The sequence below is a fragment of the Pseudomonas pergaminensis genome, assembly GCF_024112395.2.
In the GTDB taxonomy this organism is placed as follows: domain Bacteria; phylum Pseudomonadota; class Gammaproteobacteria; order Pseudomonadales; family Pseudomonadaceae; genus Aquipseudomonas; species Aquipseudomonas pergaminensis.
In genome coordinates, this window is sequence record NZ_CP078013.2 from 5,419,164 (window position 1) to 5,434,053 (window position 14,890).

General features: G+C 61.4%; 17 protein-coding genes. 8 read left to right on the top strand and 9 right to left on the bottom strand.

Translation table 11 applies throughout. The annotated features are described in order from the left end of the window. Positions 1-14: 14 nt before the first annotated feature. The 4 genes from trmD to ffh all read right to left on the bottom strand — a co-directional run bounded on the left by trmD (position 15) and on the right by ffh (position 3,191). Complete coding sequence (gene trmD / locus KUA23_RS24650; RefSeq protein WP_174554031.1) at positions 15-788, bottom strand: tRNA (guanosine(37)-N1)-methyltransferase TrmD; 774 nt, start codon at positions 786-788, stop codon at positions 15-17. After that, entirely contained in the window at positions 770-1,306 is a 537-nt protein-coding gene (gene rimM / locus KUA23_RS24655; RefSeq protein WP_053135622.1) for a ribosome maturation factor RimM, read from the bottom strand. The genes trmD and rimM overlap by 19 nt, the downstream gene beginning before the upstream one ends. 5 nt (positions 1,307-1,311) lie before the next feature. After that, complete coding sequence (gene rpsP, locus KUA23_RS24660) at positions 1,312-1,563, bottom strand: 30S ribosomal protein S16 (protein ID WP_003175899.1); 252 nt, start codon at positions 1,561-1,563, stop codon at positions 1,312-1,314. Positions 1,564-1,814: 251 nt separating this feature from the next. Then, complete coding sequence (gene ffh / locus KUA23_RS24665) at positions 1,815-3,191, bottom strand: signal recognition particle protein (RefSeq protein WP_003193965.1); 1,377 nt, start codon at positions 3,189-3,191, stop codon at positions 1,815-1,817. A gap of 220 nt (positions 3,192-3,411) precedes the next feature. Between ffh and KUA23_RS24670 the strand changes: the two genes are divergently transcribed. The 3 genes from KUA23_RS24670 to KUA23_RS24680 all read left to right on the top strand — a co-directional run bounded on the left by KUA23_RS24670 (position 3,412) and on the right by KUA23_RS24680 (position 7,141). After that, on the top strand, positions 3,412-4,224 hold the full coding sequence (locus tag KUA23_RS24670) for a cytochrome C assembly family protein (protein WP_099494249.1): 813 nt from the start codon (positions 3,412-3,414) through the stop codon (positions 4,222-4,224). Between the two features lie 12 nt (positions 4,225-4,236). Beyond that, entirely contained in the window at positions 4,237-5,475 is a 1,239-nt protein-coding gene (locus KUA23_RS24675; protein ID WP_252992997.1) for a transporter associated domain-containing protein, read from the top strand. 355 nt (positions 5,476-5,830) lie between these two features. Then, positions 5,831-7,141: an MFS transporter gene (locus KUA23_RS24680; RefSeq protein ID WP_078050075.1), complete on the top strand. Its 1,311-nt coding sequence runs from the start codon at positions 5,831-5,833 to the stop codon at positions 7,139-7,141. Between the two features lie 105 nt (positions 7,142-7,246). Here KUA23_RS24680 and purT read toward each other — a convergent pair whose 3' ends face one another. From purT to KUA23_RS24705, 5 genes are all read right to left on the bottom strand, one after another. Further along, the gene (gene purT, locus KUA23_RS24685) at positions 7,247-8,428 is read right to left on the bottom strand and encodes a formate-dependent phosphoribosylglycinamide formyltransferase (RefSeq protein ID WP_078050076.1); all 1,182 of its coding nucleotides are present in this window, start codon (positions 8,426-8,428) and stop codon (positions 7,247-7,249) included. Between the two features lie 69 nt (positions 8,429-8,497). Continuing rightward, a complete protein-coding gene (locus KUA23_RS24690) occupies positions 8,498-8,965 on the bottom strand; it encodes a VUT family protein (RefSeq protein ID WP_015885703.1) in 468 nt (155 codons plus the stop codon). A gap of 163 nt (positions 8,966-9,128) precedes the next feature. After that, positions 9,129-9,344 (bottom strand): DUF1289 domain-containing protein, encoded by a 216-nt coding sequence (locus KUA23_RS24695; protein ID WP_078050077.1) that lies wholly within the window; start codon positions 9,342-9,344, stop codon positions 9,129-9,131. Continuing rightward, positions 9,341-9,865, bottom strand: a complete 525-nt coding sequence (locus KUA23_RS24700) for a gamma carbonic anhydrase family protein (RefSeq protein WP_010207972.1) — start codon at positions 9,863-9,865, stop codon at positions 9,341-9,343. The genes KUA23_RS24695 and KUA23_RS24700 overlap by 4 nt, the downstream gene beginning before the upstream one ends. A 36-nt stretch (positions 9,866-9,901) precedes the next feature. Further along, positions 9,902-10,504, bottom strand: coding sequence for a CoA pyrophosphatase (locus KUA23_RS24705; protein WP_071489281.1), 603 nt, complete (start codon positions 10,502-10,504; stop codon positions 9,902-9,904). 149 nt (positions 10,505-10,653) lie between these two features. Here KUA23_RS24705 and KUA23_RS24710 point away from each other — a divergent pair, with 149 nt between their 5' ends. The 5 genes from KUA23_RS24710 to KUA23_RS24730 all read left to right on the top strand — a co-directional run bounded on the left by KUA23_RS24710 (position 10,654) and on the right by KUA23_RS24730 (position 14,868). Further along, complete coding sequence (locus KUA23_RS24710; RefSeq protein ID WP_252992998.1) at positions 10,654-11,202, top strand: NUDIX hydrolase; 549 nt, start codon at positions 10,654-10,656, stop codon at positions 11,200-11,202. A 20-nt stretch (positions 11,203-11,222) separates the two neighbouring features. After that, positions 11,223-11,726 (top strand): L,D-transpeptidase family protein, encoded by a 504-nt coding sequence (locus KUA23_RS24715; RefSeq protein ID WP_233892231.1) that lies wholly within the window; start codon positions 11,223-11,225, stop codon positions 11,724-11,726. 263 nt (positions 11,727-11,989) lie between these two features. Next, on the top strand, positions 11,990-12,748 hold the full coding sequence (locus KUA23_RS24720; RefSeq protein ID WP_016977704.1) for a GntR family transcriptional regulator: 759 nt from the start codon (positions 11,990-11,992) through the stop codon (positions 12,746-12,748). A gap of 10 nt (positions 12,749-12,758) precedes the next feature. After that, complete coding sequence (nagA, locus tag KUA23_RS24725) at positions 12,759-13,865, top strand: N-acetylglucosamine-6-phosphate deacetylase (protein WP_028617821.1); 1,107 nt, start codon at positions 12,759-12,761, stop codon at positions 13,863-13,865. Then, positions 13,858-14,868 (top strand): SIS domain-containing protein, encoded by a 1,011-nt coding sequence (locus KUA23_RS24730; protein ID WP_100492195.1) that lies wholly within the window; start codon positions 13,858-13,860, stop codon positions 14,866-14,868. Before nagA ends, KUA23_RS24730 begins: the two co-directional genes overlap by 8 nt. The last annotated feature ends 22 nt before the right edge of the window (positions 14,869-14,890 follow it).

Below are 14,890 nucleotides of genomic sequence, written 5' to 3' on the forward strand. Positions count from 1 at the left end.
CCATCGATACGTTGTTAACTATCGTCCCGCGCGAGGATGTATTCCTCGAGCAGCTTCTTCTCTTCTCCAGAAAGCGAGCGGCTTTCCAGAAGATCGGCGCGTCGTTCATAGGTCCGACCAAGGGACTGCTGTAAACGCCAACGCCGGATGTGTGCGTGATTGCCACTTAGCAATACGTCGGGAACACGCTGATCCGCATACACCTCCGGTCGGGTGTAGTGCGGGCAATCCAGCAAACCATCCGTGAAGGAATCTTCCTCCGCGGAGTCCACATGCCCTAAAGCTCCAGGCAGCAGTCGTGTAACCGCATCTATCAGGACCATCGCCGGCAGCTCGCCGCCAGACAGGACATAGTCCCCAATCGACCACTCTTCATCGACATGAGCTTCAATAAAACGCTCGTCAATGCCTTCATAGCGACCGGCAATCAGGATCAGTGCTTCCTCATTCGCCAGTTCGCGTACCGCCGCTTGTTTCAGCTGACGGCCTTGAGGGGACAGGTAAATTACCTTCGCCTTCTCCCCGGCGGCAGCCTTGGCCTGAACCAACGCGTCTTCCAGGGGCTTGATCTTCATCACCATGCCCGGACCACCGCCAAATGGGCGATCGTCCACAGTGTGATGTCGATCCGTCGTGTAGTCTCGCGGGTTCCAACAGGTGAGCTGCAACAGCCCCTGTTTCACCGCCCGACTGGTGATGCCGTACTCGCTGATGGCGGAAAACATCTCGGGAAACAAACTGATCACTTCAATGCGCAAATTAGCCACGCTTAGAAGTCCGCGTCCCATTCCACCTTCATCTCGCCCGCTGCCAGGTCGACGGCTAACACGCATTGCTCGGTATAGGGCAACAGGCGTTCGCGATCATCCAGGCTGCCAGCGCAAGGCTTGACCACCATTACATCATTGGCGCCGGTTTCCAGAAGATGATCGATTTTCCCGAACAGTTGCCCGAGTTGATCAATAACCTTCAGACCTTCCAGCTGGTACCAGTAGTACTCGCCGTCGGTCAATTCAGGGAACAGGTTGCGCGGCACGCAGATCTCATAACCGGCCAGAAGACGAGCTTCTTCACGATCATCAAGACCCTTGAGCTTTGCGACCAGGAACTTATCGCTCCCGCGTCCACTGACCAGCTCGACCTGTTTCACACTACCCTCGCGCTTGAGCGTCCAGGTTTTGTACTGCAACAGGTTTTCAGTCGGATCAGTAAAGGAATACACCTTCACTTCGCCGCGAACGCCATGAACAGAGTAAATCTTGCCGATAACGATCAAATCATCAGCAACAGCTGGCGTCGCGTTCATATTGCTCAGGCTGCGGCCTTAGCCGAGTCCTTCAACAGTTTTGCTACGCGCTCGGATGGCTGTGCACCCACGCTCAGCCAGTAGGCTACGCGCTCTTGGTTCACGGACAGACGAACTTCTTGACCACGAGCAACAGGGTTGAAGAAACCAACCTGTTCCTTGTGCGAACCGTCACGCGGGTTGCGGCTGTCGGTTACGGTCAAGTGGTAAAACGGGCGCTTTTTGGAGCCGCCAAGGGCAAGACGGATTGTTAGCATGTGAACATCGTTCCTGTAGTCGGTGCTGCAAATCTAAATGCACAGCGGGCATAGGTGCCCGAAAGGCCGCATATTCTAAGGAATATCCGGACTTTTGCAAATGTCTTTTTCTGGCGCCTATCAGCGTGCCATCCAGATCTGCTATAGAGCCGTCGGTTAAAACGGCGAGTCAGCGCCCGCCAATCGCGGGTTTGCTGGAGATCCCACATCCCTGTGGGTCGGAGCAGGAGCTGGGCTCCCGCTCGAATACTTTACATTTTCGGCATGCCGCCGCCGGGCAACATACCGCCCATGCCGCGCATCATCTTGGCCATTCCGCCCTTGGCGGAGAATTTCTTCATCATCTTCTGCATCTGCTTGTGCTGCTTGATCAAGCGACCGATGTCCTGCACCTGTGTGCCGGAACCCATGGCGATCCGACGCTTGCGCGAACCGCTGATCAGCTCAGGGTCGCGGCGCTCGGCCGGGGTCATGGAATTGATGATGGCTTCCATCTGCTTGAACTGCTTCTCTGCCGCGCCCTGGGCATTGCCCATTTGCGCCAGGTTCACACCGCCGATGTTCGGCAGCTTGTCCATCAGGCCGCCGAGTCCGCCCATGTTCTTCATTTGTTGCAGCTGGTCGCGGAAGTCTTCGAGGTCGAAGCCCTTGCCCTTCTTCAGCTTCTTGGCCAGCTTGTCGGCCTTGTCCTTGTCGAGCGTGGCTTCAGCCTGCTCGATCAGGCTGAGCACGTCGCCCATCCCGAGGATGCGCGAGGCGATACGCTCAGGGTGGAACGGCTCGAGCGCTTCGCTCTTCTCGCCCATACCGATGAACTTGATCGGCTTGCCGGTGATGGCACGTACCGACAGCGCGGCACCGCCACGAGCGTCGCCGTCGACCTTGGTGAGGATCACACCGGTCAGCGGCAGTGCGTCACCAAAGGCCTTGGCGGTATTGGCCGCATCCTGGCCGGTCATGGCGTCGACCACGAACAGCGTCTCGACCGGGTTGATCGCGGCATGCAGCGCCTTGATTTCGCCCATCATCTCTTCGTCGATGTGCAGGCGACCGGCGGTATCGACGATGACCACGTCGATGAACTTCAGCTTGGCTTCTTTAATAGCCGCGTTGGCGATGTCGACCGGCTTCTGGCTCAGGTCGGACGGGAAGAAGGTCACGCCTACTTCGCCGGCAAGCATTTCCAACTGCTTGATGGCCGCCGGACGGTACACGTCGGCCGACACCACCATCACGGACTTCTTCTTGCGCTCTTTAAGGAAGCGCGCCAGCTTGCCGGCAGTGGTGGTCTTACCCGCACCCTGCAGACCGGCCATCAGCACGACGGCCGGTGGCACGGCGCTGAGGTTCAGGTCTTCGTTGGCCGCGCCCATCAGGCTTTCGAGCTCGGCCTGGACGATCTTCACAAAGGCCTGGCCCGGCGTGAGGCTGCGGGACACTTCGGTGCCGACCGCGCGCTCTTTGACCGAGTTGACGAAGTCCTTCACCACCGGCAAGGCCACGTCGGCTTCCAGCAACGCCATGCGCACTTCACGCAGGGTGTCTTTAATATTGTCCTCGGTCAGCTTGGCCTTGCCGGTGACATGGCGCAGCGTCTGCGAGAGACGGTCAGTCAGATTTTCAAACATGCGCGATCCTTTCAGGCCCTATTCATAGACCGAGGTAATGGCGGCCCAGGCTGTGGTAAATCGCTATTAAAAACAGCGCTCGGTGAGCCTGCGGCGTGGGCAGGTCGCGGATTATAGCGAAGACTGCCGCCATGCACACCCGCTGTCTGGCTTGAGAGTCTTTCGTGTTACGCGGGGGTATGCCAAACTCAGCGCCTTTCGGGCTTGCCTAACAGGATTTATGCTCCCTTTGTCACCCAGTTTGCTACCCAGCCTCGCCGCCGCCATTTTGTATGCCGCTGCGACTCTCTACCAGGGCACTCGTCTGGCCCAAGGCGCCAAGGCGGACAAACGCCTGCTCGTCGGCCTTGGCGTCCTTGCCCTGCTGGCCCATGCTGCCAGCCTGTTTACCCATTTGATGACGCCCGTCGGCCTGGGCCTGGATTTTTTCAGCGCCGCCAGCCTGATCGCGGCTGCCGTCATCGCATTGACCCTGCTGGCGTGCTACCGGATTCCCGTCGAGAACCTGCTGGTGCTGCTATTCCCCTTGGGCGTGCTGACGGTGCTACTGGCGCAATTCGCCCCCACCGGCACGGTGCAGGTGATTGATGAAGAGCCGGGCATCCTCGCGCACATCCTGCTGTCGATCCTCGCTTACGGCATGTTCACCATCGCGGTGTTCCAGGCCCTGCTCCTGCTGCTGCAGGACCACCAGCTAAAGCACAAGCATCCGTCCGGGCTGATCAAGAACTTCCCGCCGCTGCAAACCATGGAAAGCCTGCTGTTCGGCTTCCTGTGGGCCGGCTGGACGCTGCTGTCGCTGTCGCTGATCTCCGGCTGGCTGTTCGTCGAAAACCTGTTCGCCCAGCACCTGGTGCACAAAACCCTGCTAGCGTGCCTGGCCTGGGTGGTGTTCAGCGTGTTGCTGTGGGGCCGCAACCGCCTCGGCTGGCGCGGGCACAAGGCGATCCGCTGGACCCTGGCCGGTTTCTGCCTGCTGATGCTGGCCTATTTCGGCAGCAAGCTGGTCCGCGAATACATCCTGCATATCTGACGGGCAGCGATCATGGACAACCTGCCACTGGAGCCGATGCTCGCGGTAATCGCCCTGCTGGTCCTATGGGCCGCACTATTCACCGCCATCGAAGCCGCGCAACAACACCTGCTGGCCCTGCGCCCCGGCACACGCCAGGGCGACAAGGCCGCCACCCGCCTGAGCTTCCCGCGTAACAGCCTGATCCTGTGCAACAGCCTGTGTCGCGCAGCCGTGGTGATCCTCTGCACGCTGCTGGCCATCTATGCCTGGGCGCAGAACGGGCCCTGGCTGGGTTGGATGATCTCCTGCGCGATCCTGCTGGTTCTGGCCGACTACCTGCCCCGCGCCCTCGCCGTACGTTATCCACAGGGCGTGCTGGGCTTTGGCAATACGCTGCTGGGCGTACCGCTGAAAATCCTCTACCCGTTGGCCTGGCTGCTCAATGGCATCAGCCTGTTGCTGTTGCGCCCTTTTGTGCGCAAGGCCGGCGTAGTGAAAAAGAGCGACGAGCCGCTGCCCGGCCACGACGACGAGCCGGAACCCGAGACAGACGAAGACCGCACCCCAGGCATGCCCGGCATCCACGCATTGGACAACATCACCGTCAATGACATCCTGGTGCCACGCAGCGAAGTGGACGGCATCAACCTGGATGACTCGGTCGAGGACATCATCGAGCAACTGCGCACCTCCCAGCGTACGCGCCTGCCGGTGTTCCACAGTGATATCAACCAAGTGCAGGCCGTGCTCAACACCCGGCAGATCCAGCACCTGCTGCCCGACGCCAGCCTGACCAAGGAAGCGTTGCTCGCCGCCTGCCACGAACCCTACTTCGTCCCGGAAAGCACGCCCCTGCAACTGCAACTGCTGAACTTCCACAAGCAACAGCGGCGCCTGGGCATGGTGGTGGACGAGTATGGCGAAGTGCTCGGCATTGTGACGCTGGAAGATATTCTCGAAGAAATCGTCGGTGAATTCGAAAGCGAACAGAGTGCCGACAACCCGCATATCGAGGCCCAGCCCGATGGCCGCTACATCATTGATGGCGCCGCCTCGATCCGCGAACTGAACAAGAGCTTGAGCTGGCACTTGCCCAGCGATGGCCCCAAGACCCTCAACGGCCTGGTCACCGAAGCGCTGGAGACCATTCCCGATTGCGCGGTGTGCCTGAAAATCGGGCGCTACCGCCTGGAAATCCTCGAGACCGAGGACAACCGCGTGAGCAAGGTGCTGATCTGGCACACCAGCCGGATGCCGGTCGCCGTATAAGCTGCTGGCGAAACACATTCTCCCTGTGGGAGCGGGCTTGCTCGCGAATGCGGTAGACCAGCTGAAGATGAGCTGACTGACCCACTGCTTTCGCGAGCAAGCCCGCTCCCACATTTTGATTTGCGGCGTGTCAGCCCCCTTGTTGTATGTTCAAACCCCTTCCTATAATCGGTGCGGCCTACCAGAGCCGCGCCCGACCGCGTGCTACCCGCACCCAGCGTGTCCAGGCACCGCCTTATCGTGTCCGACCGGTGTTCGCTCCCATCCCGAGCCTGCCCGCGCACAACCCTGATCCATGGGTGTTCGACCAATAATAATCCGCGTCCAACGCGCAATGACCGTCAGGGATACCGCCATGAGCACCACCTACAACGAGGCCGCGACCGCCGCCCCGACCAACTCGACGGCACGGGTCGCCACGGCGAGCATCGTCGGCACCGCCATCGAGTTCTACGACTTCTATATCTACGCCACGGCCGCTGCGCTGGTGATCGGCCCGGTGTTCTTCCCGCAGACCTCCGGCACCGCGCAGATGCTGGCGTCGTTCCTGACCTTCGGTATCGCTTTCATCGCCCGCCCACTGGGCTCAGCGCTGTTCGGCCACTTCGGTGACCGCATCGGGCGCAAATCGACGCTGGTGGCCTCGCTGTTGCTGATGGGCGTGTGCACCACGCTGATTGGCTTGCTGCCCGGCTATGACAGCATCGGGGCCTGGGCACCGATTTTGTTGTGTGTGCTGCGTTTCGGCCAGGGCCTGGGCCTTGGCGGCGAATGGGGCGGCGCGGCACTGCTGGCGACCGAGAATGCGCCCAAAGGCAAACGCGCCTGGTTTGGCATGTTCCCGCAGCTCGGCCCGTCGATCGGCTTCCTGGCGGCCAACGGTTTGTTCCTGATCCTGGCCATGAGCCTGAGCGACGAGCAATTCCGCAGTTGGGGCTGGCGAATTCCATTCATCCTCAGCGCTGCGTTGGTGATGGTTGGCCTGTACGCACGGCTGAAGCTGCATGAGACACCGGTATTCGCCAACGCCGTCGCCAAGGAAGCCCCGGTCAAAGTGCCGTTGGTGGAATTGTTCAGCCAGCACTGGCTACCGGTATTGCTCGGCGCCGCGTCGATGGTGGTGTGCTATGCCCTGTTCTATATCACCACCGCGTTTTCCTTGAGCTACGGTGTTTCTACCCTGGGCTACAGCCGCGAAACCTTCCTCGGCCTGCTGTGCTTTGCGGTGCTGTTCATGGGGCTGGCGACACCACTGGCGGCCTTGGCCAGTGATCGCTACGGGCGCAAGCCGGTGCTGATCGTCGGCGCGATCCTGGCGATTCTGTCGGGCTTTACCATGGAGCCATTGCTCACCCACGGTTCGACCTGGGCCGTGGCGCTGTTCCTGGCGCTGGAGCTGTTCCTGATGGGCGTGACCTTCGCACCGATGGGCGCGCTGTTGCCGGAACTGTTCCCGACCCGCGTGCGTTATACCGGCGCTTCGGCAGCGTATAATCTGGGTGGGATTGTCGGCGCATCGGCAGCACCGTTCTTCGCGACCAAGCTGGTGGCGATGGGTGGCTTGAGTTATGTCGGTGGGTATGTGTCGGCGGCAGCGTTGCTCAGCTTGATTGCTGTGCTGTGCCTGAAAGAGACGCGTAACAACGATTTGAACAAGGTCGCCTGACAGACCGCCTTCGCGAGCAAGCCCGCTCCCACAGTTGACCGCATTTATCCAATAGGAACGCGGTCGAATGTGAGAGCGGGCTTGCTCGCGAAAGGCACGCCTCGATTACAGCTCGACTACAACGGCTTTGGAAGCACGAGTAGCCTTCGCCCGGGCCGCTTCAATCGACTCATCCCGCGCCAACGCCACACCCATGCGGCGCTGGCCATTCACTTCCGGCTTGCCAAACAGACGCAACGCCGTGTCCGGTTCACTCAACGCGGCGCCCAGGTTGGCGAACGCAGTCTGGGTCGACTGGCCTTCCACCAGAATCACCGCCGAAGCCGAAGGCCCGAACTGACGGATCAACGGGATCGGCAGGCCCAGAATGGCGCGAGCGTGCAAGGCGAACTGCGACAGGTCCTGGGAAATCAGGGTCACCAGGCCGGTGTCATGCGGGCGCGGCGAGACTTCGCTGAACCACACCTGATCCCCCTTGATGAACAGCTCCACGCCAAACAGGCCACGGCCACCCAGGGCCTCGGTCACCGCTTTGGCAACGCGCTCGGACTCGGCCAGGGCAATCGGGCTCATGGCCTGCGGCTGCCAGGATTCCTGGTAGTCGCCCTTCTCCTGACGGTGACCGACAGGCGCGCAGAAGGTGGTACCGCCGACGTGACGCACGGTCAGCAGGGTGATTTCGTAGTCGAAGTCGATAAAGCCTTCGATGATCACGCGACCTTTACCCGCACGCCCGCCTTCCTGGGCGTAGTCCCAGGCTTTCTGCACGTCGTCGACGCTGCGCAGCAGGCTCTGGCCCTTGCCCGACGAACTCATCACCGGCTTGACCACGCACGGGAAGCCCAGGTCCTGCACGGCCTTGCTGTAGTCTTCGAAGGTATCGGCAAAGTGGTACGGCGAGGTCGGCAGGTCCAGCTCTTCGGCGGCCAGGCGGCGGATGCCTTCACGGTTCATGGTCAGCGAGGTGGCACGCGCAGTCGGGATCACGGTGAAGCCTTCAGCTTCCAGTTCCACCAGGGTGGCCGTGGCGATGGCCTCGATTTCCGGCACGATGAAGTGCGGTTTTTCGGCTTCGATCACCGCACGCAGGGCAGCACCGTCGAGCATGTTGATCACGTGGCTACGGTGCGCCACCTGCATGGCCGGCGCGTTGGCGTAGCGATCCACGGCAATCACTTCAACGCCCAGGCGTTGCAGTTCGATTACCACTTCCTTGCCCAGCTCACCGCAGCCACACAGCAAAACGCGGGTCGCGGTTGGCGACAATGGAGTTCCGATTCGGGTCATCTCAGGTCCTCAGGGGAGCGGATCATTGGGAGAAAGGCCGGCATTTTACATGAACTGCAGCAATTGGCCTCAGTTGGCGACGGCCCGCTTGCGGATGCGCCAGGCCATGATCAACCACACCACCGTGACCCCGGCGAACTTCGACACCAACGCAGTGCCCGCCACCGCTGGGGTGAGCGCGCCGATCAAGCCGAAGAAGATGAAGGTATCGAGAGGAATACTCAGGGCCGAACTTATCCACAGGCGGTCGTGCAGCGGGCGCTTAGTGATACTGAACACCAGCCAGTCAATGCACTCGGACACCGCAAACGCCGTGGCGCTGGCCAGGGCAATGGCCGGGTCGGACGTGACATACGACAACACCAGTGCCGCCAGCATGGCGATGATTGCACCGTGGCCAAAGCGGGTTTGCACCATGTCGCGCAGGATGAATACCAGGCCACCCCAGGCGGACCAGATAACGTCCAGGTGCGGGGCGGTGGAGAAGGCGAAATTGATCAGCACGACGCTGCTGATGTAGGCGATCAGGAAGAGCATGGGGGATGGACCTGTGAACAAGGGGCACAGGGTACTTCACATTTGGAAATATGTCGTCTGGGCGGGCCTCATCGCAGGCAAGCCAGCTCCCACATTCAACCGCGTTTAACCTGTTGGAACCCGGTCAAAATGTGGGAGCTGGCTTGCCTGCGATGGCGGTCTATCAGCCGCCGGATTTCCCGGAAACCATAAACACCATCCCACTCGCCACCGCCCGCTCATGGCACAACCCCAACACCACCCGGCGCTCGGCATTATCCATACGGCTCCAACGCGTAATCTCATCCACCGTGCGCTGGCAGCCAGTACAAATATCGTCGTCATCCAATGCGCAAATGCTCACGCACGGCGACGCAACGGGGCGCTCAATCGGGTTCATTCTTCCTGCTCAACCAAGTCACGCGCATAACGCTGCGAGTTATGCACATAGTGCGCGGCGCTGGCTTCAAGCATGCGTTTCTGTGCGTCGGTCAACTCCCGCACCACCTTGCCCGGCGAACCCATCACCAGCGAACCATCAGGAATTTCCTTGCCTTCGCCAATCAGCGAGTTGGCGCCAATGATGCAGTGCTTGCCGATCTTGGCGCCGTTGAGGATCACCGCGTTGATACCGATCAGGCTGTAATCATCCACCGTGCAGCCATGCAACATGGCGTTGTGGCCAATGGTCACGCCGGTGCCCAGGGTCAGCGGGTAGCCCATGTCGGTGTGCATCACGCTACCGTCCTGCACGTTGCTGTTTTTGCCGATCAGGATCAGTTCATTGTCGCCACGCAACACCGCGTTGAACCAGACATTGGCGCCCTCCTCCAGCTTGACCTTGCCCACCAGCGTGGCATTCGGTGCCACCCAGCTCTGCGGATGAGTCTCGACGCGAGCGTCGCCCAGGCGGTATTTCATGGTTGTTCCTCACGGCATTGCCATTCAAGTGATGGCTTAGGTATTGATGAAGCTCTTGGGTGGCTGGTGCAGGCTGATCTTGGCATCGTCATAGAGCAGATTGATCAACTCGACGATCATGATCGCCGTCAGCCCCCAGATCTTGTATTCGCCGAACCGATAGCTGGGCACGTACCAACTGCGGCCTTGGTAATCGATCCGGTGGGTATGTTCCCGTGGGTCTTGTCGGAAGAAGTCCAAGGGCACGCTGAAAACAGCGGCGATTTCGGCATCGTTGGCCAGATATTCGACGTAATCGGGGATGACGCCGACATACGGCGTAACCCGAATGCCATGCAGGGAGATCAACGGGCTCAGCGGGCCGATCACTTCGACCAGCCCGGGCGGCAGGCCGATTTCTTCTTCGGCCTCGCGCAGCGCGGTAAAGATCAAGTCCGGGTCTTCGGGGTCGCGGCGCCCGCCAGGAAAGGCCACTTCGCCACCATGGGTCGACAGGCCACTGGCGCGCAGGGTCAGGATCAGCTCAGGTTCGTCACTGCGGGTAATCGGCACCAGCACCGCGGCCTCGGGGAAACGCCCGTCGGTTTCCAGCGTGTGGGGGGTGTGATTGCTTACCCGGCGAAGTAGCTCGTCCAGCATGAGTCATCTCGGTCTGTTGGCTACCTTGCATCATGCACCAAAGCGTGCGGGTGCCCAACCCCAAAACCCGCGCCGTGTCGCTAAACGACAACTTGTTGCAGCGCCCTGCCCGTCACGCCAAGATAGGCGCACTTTCCAGGAACCCCAGCATGAATTTCTGCAGCCAGTGCGGTAAACCGGTCACCCAGCGCATCCCCGAAGGCGACGGCCGCCTGCGCTTTGTGTGTGATCACTGCTCGACCATCCACTACCAGAACCCCAACATCGTCGCCGGCACCGTACCCGTGTGGGGCGATAAAGTGCTGCTGTGCCGCCGCGCCATTGAGCCACGCCTGGGTTACTGGACCCTGCCTGCGGGCTTCATGGAAAACGGTGAGACCGTGGAACAGGCCGCCATGCGCGAAACCCTGGAAGAAGCCTGCGCCCGCGTGCACAACCTGAGCATCTACACGCTGATCGACGTACCGCACATCAACCAGGTGCATATTTTCTACCGCGCCGACCTGCTCGACCTGGACTTCGCCGCCGGCCCCGAAAGCCTGGAAGTGCAGCTGTTCGACGAAGCCGACATCCCGTGGTCCGAACTGGCTTTCCGCACGGTCGGGCGCACCCTGGAATACTTTTTCGCTGACCGCAGGCAACAGTCGTTCCCGGTGCGCAGCGAAGCCGTGCCGCCGATGGGAAAGCCCGCGCCATGACACTGGGGATACCGTCTTTGATGCGTTGGGTGCTTGCGCTGCTCTGCCTATCGTTCGCCACACTGGCGCCAGCCGCCACGGTGCAGACCCTGGGCGGTAAAACGGTCGAGAAAGTGCTGGTGCTCAAGTCCGCCCACCAGTTGCAGTTGATCAACGACGGCAAGCCGTTCAAGACCTACCGCATTTCCCTGGGCAAGAACCCCAAGGGCCACAAGCTGATCGAGGGCGACCGCCGCACGCCAGAGGGCCTGTACTGGATCGACTGGCGCAAGACCAGCGACCGCTTCAACCTGGCCATGCACATCTCCTACCCAAACATCAGCGACGCCGCCCGCGCCCGCCGCGAAGGCGTGAAGCCCGGCAGCATGATCATGATCCACGGCACCCCCGACACCGAGGATTACCCGGAACAGTGGTTCCACACCCTGGACTGGACCGACGGCTGCATCGGCATGCGCAACGTGGACATGCGCGAAGTGTGGAACCTGGTCAAAGACGGCACCCTCATCGAGATTCGTCCGTAATCTCGTACCGTTCGTAAAATAATTCGAAAAAAATTCCTGCCCTGCCCCGCGCCCGCCGGTGAATACCAGTTCACCCCCGCGGGCTGCGCACTTCTGCACGCGATAAAGACCTCTCTAATACCACTTGATACCAGGCCCCATTGCGGGGCCCTACAACCAATGCCTGCACCATTTTGACTGCATTGACATGGTATTTAAGTGGTATTAATTTCCGGCCCATACCGGGCGACAACACTCCAATAACCGCATCGGAAACCTTAACGATGAATCCCATCCTGGCCCTGCGCCCCGACGACAAACAATCCACGCCGCTGTACCTGCAATTGGCGCGCAAACTGGAAGCGGCGATCCATGCCGGCCAGTGGACGTCCGAGCAGGCACTGCCGTCAGAACGCGTACTCAGCGAGCAATTGAGCATTTCACGCGTCACCGCACGCAAGGCGTTGGAAGTGTTGTTTGCCCAAGGGCTGATCCGCCGAAACCAAGGTTCCGGCACCTATATTTCGCCACGCTTGGAACAGCCGCTGTCGCGCCTGTCGGGGTTCAGCGAAATGCTGCGACTCAAGGGTTTCGTGCCCAGCTCCCAATGGCTGGAGCGTGAACTGACCCAGCCGACCCACGAAGAGATGATCCGCCTGGGCCTGTCGCCCGCCGACAAAGTGGCTCGCCTCAAGCGCTTGCGTAAGGCGGATGACACGGTGATGGCAATTGAAATGACCACCATGCCCGCCTCCGTGCTGCCACAGCCACAAGCCATCGGCCACTCGCTGTACGAATACCTGGAAGGCATCGGCAAACCAGTGGTGCGCGCCCTGCAGCATATCCAGGCGATCAACGCCTCGGACGAGTTCGCCAAGCTGGTCGGCATCGCCCCCGGTACCGCCATGCTGCTGATGACCCGGGTCGGCTACACCGCCGATAACACGCCGATCGAAATCACCGACACCTACTGCCGCAACGACTACTACGACTTCGTCGCAGAACTGCGTCGCCACGACTATTCCGCTGAACTGCGAATTTAGAGAACTGCCCATGTCCGAAGACAACATCCTCACGCCCAGCGGCTGGATTCGCGGCCGCCTGGTGCACGCGCACGGCAAGGTCGTCGCCATCGAAGGCACGCCCTGCGACCCGGCTGAAAACGAGTTGCCCTACCTGCTGCCGGGCTTTATCGACCTGCATGTGCACGGCGGTGGCGGCGCGGACATCATGGAAGGCCGCGATGCCTTCGAGACGATCACCCGCACCCATGTGCGCTTTGGTACTACCTCGTTGCTGGCCACCACCATGACCGCTCCGGTGGAGGAAATCTCAAGCGTGCTTGGCCAGCTCGGCACCTTCTGCGAGCAACGTCCTACCGGCAGCGCCCGTGTACTCGGCGTGCACCTGGAAGGGCCCTACATCAATCCCGGAAAACTCGGCGCCCAACCCAACTTCGCCCACACCGCGTTGATGGCCGAAGTGGAAGCCTACCTGCGCCTGGCGCCAATCCGCGTGATCACCATCGCGCCGGAAATCGCCGGGCATGACGGCCTGATCCGTGCCCTCAGCGAGCGCGGCGTGCGCATGCAGATCGGCCACACCCTGGGCAGCTACGAAGAAGGCGTCGCCGCCCTCGCCGCCGGGGCCACCAGCTTTACCCATTTGTACAACGCGATGAGCCCGTTGCATCACCGCGAGCCGGGCATCGTCGGCGCCGCGTTGGCCCACGCCAAATACGCCGAATTGATCCCGGATCTGCTCCACGTTCACCCCGGCGCCATGCGCGTGGCGTTGCGCTCGATCCCATGCCTGTATTGCGTCACCGATTCCACCGCCGCCGCCGGCATGCCCGACGGTGAATACAAGCTGGGCAGCCACACCGTGACCAAATGCCTGGGCGGCGTGCGCCTGGCCGACGGCACGCTGGCCGGCAGCACGCTGACCATGGACCAGGCGCTGCGCAACCTGGTGAAGATCGGCTTGCCCATCAGCGAAGCCTCACAACGCCTGTCGCAATTTCCTGCGGACTACCTGGGCCTGGAAGAACGCGGTCGCCTGCAACCCGGCAGCTTTGCCGACTGCGTGCGCCTGGACCGCTCCCTGACACTCACCGACGTAATGGTCGAAGGAGAAACCATTGACTTCAAAAATGCTTGAAGAGGCCCTGGCCTCCTGCGACGCCGTGGCCGCCCAACTGCAACGCCTGGACCCGGCGCTGGAGGAAATCGCCGGCCGCCTGCGTCGTCAGCCGCCGCAGGTGGCGATGACCATCGCCCGTGGCAGCTCGGACCATGCCGCCAGCTATTTCGCCTACCTGACCATGCAGCACGTCGGCATTCCGGTGGCGTCGTTGCCGATGTCGGTAGTGACCCTGTTGCAGGCGCCAATGAAAGTCAGCGGCCAGGTGGCATTTGGTTTCTCCCAGTCGGGGCAAAGTCCGGACTTGGTGAACAGCCTGCGCCTGCTACGCAAACGCGGTGCCCTGAGCATTTCGCTGGTCAACGCCGAAGACTCGCCGCTGGAAGCTGCCTGCGAATTCCATGTACCGCTGTGCGCCGGGCCGGAACACAGCGTGGCCGCGACCAAAAGCTTCATCGCCACCCTCAGCGCCAGCGCGCAGCTGATCGGCCACTGGAACCAGGAAACCGAGTTGCTGCAAGCCTGCCGCGCCCTGCCCGATGACCTGCGTGCCGCCGCCCAGCAAGATTGGACGGTTGCCATCGACGCCCTGCGCGACTGCCAGCAATTAATGGTCATCGGTCGCGGCGCCGGTTTCGCCATCGCCCAGGAAGCTGCACTCAAGCTCAAGGAAACCTCGGCGATCCAGGCCGAAGCCTTCAGCAGCGCCGAAGTGCGCCACGGGCCGATGGCCTTGATCGACAAGAATTACCCCTTGCTGGTGTTCGCCCCACGCGGCGCCGAGCAGGCTGGCCTGTTGAGCCTGGCCGCCGATATGCGCCAACGCGGCGCCCGTGTGTTGCTGGCTGCGCCAGACGATATCGCCGAACGCGACCTGACCCTGAGCCGCGCCGAACACCCGACCCTGGACCCGATCCTGGCGATCCAGAGTTTCTACGTGATGGCGGCAGGTTTGGCGCAAGCCCGGGGCATGGACCCGGACCAGCCGCGTCACCTGAGCAAAGTTACCCGCACTCACTGAGTGGCGTTTTCCTGATGAGTAC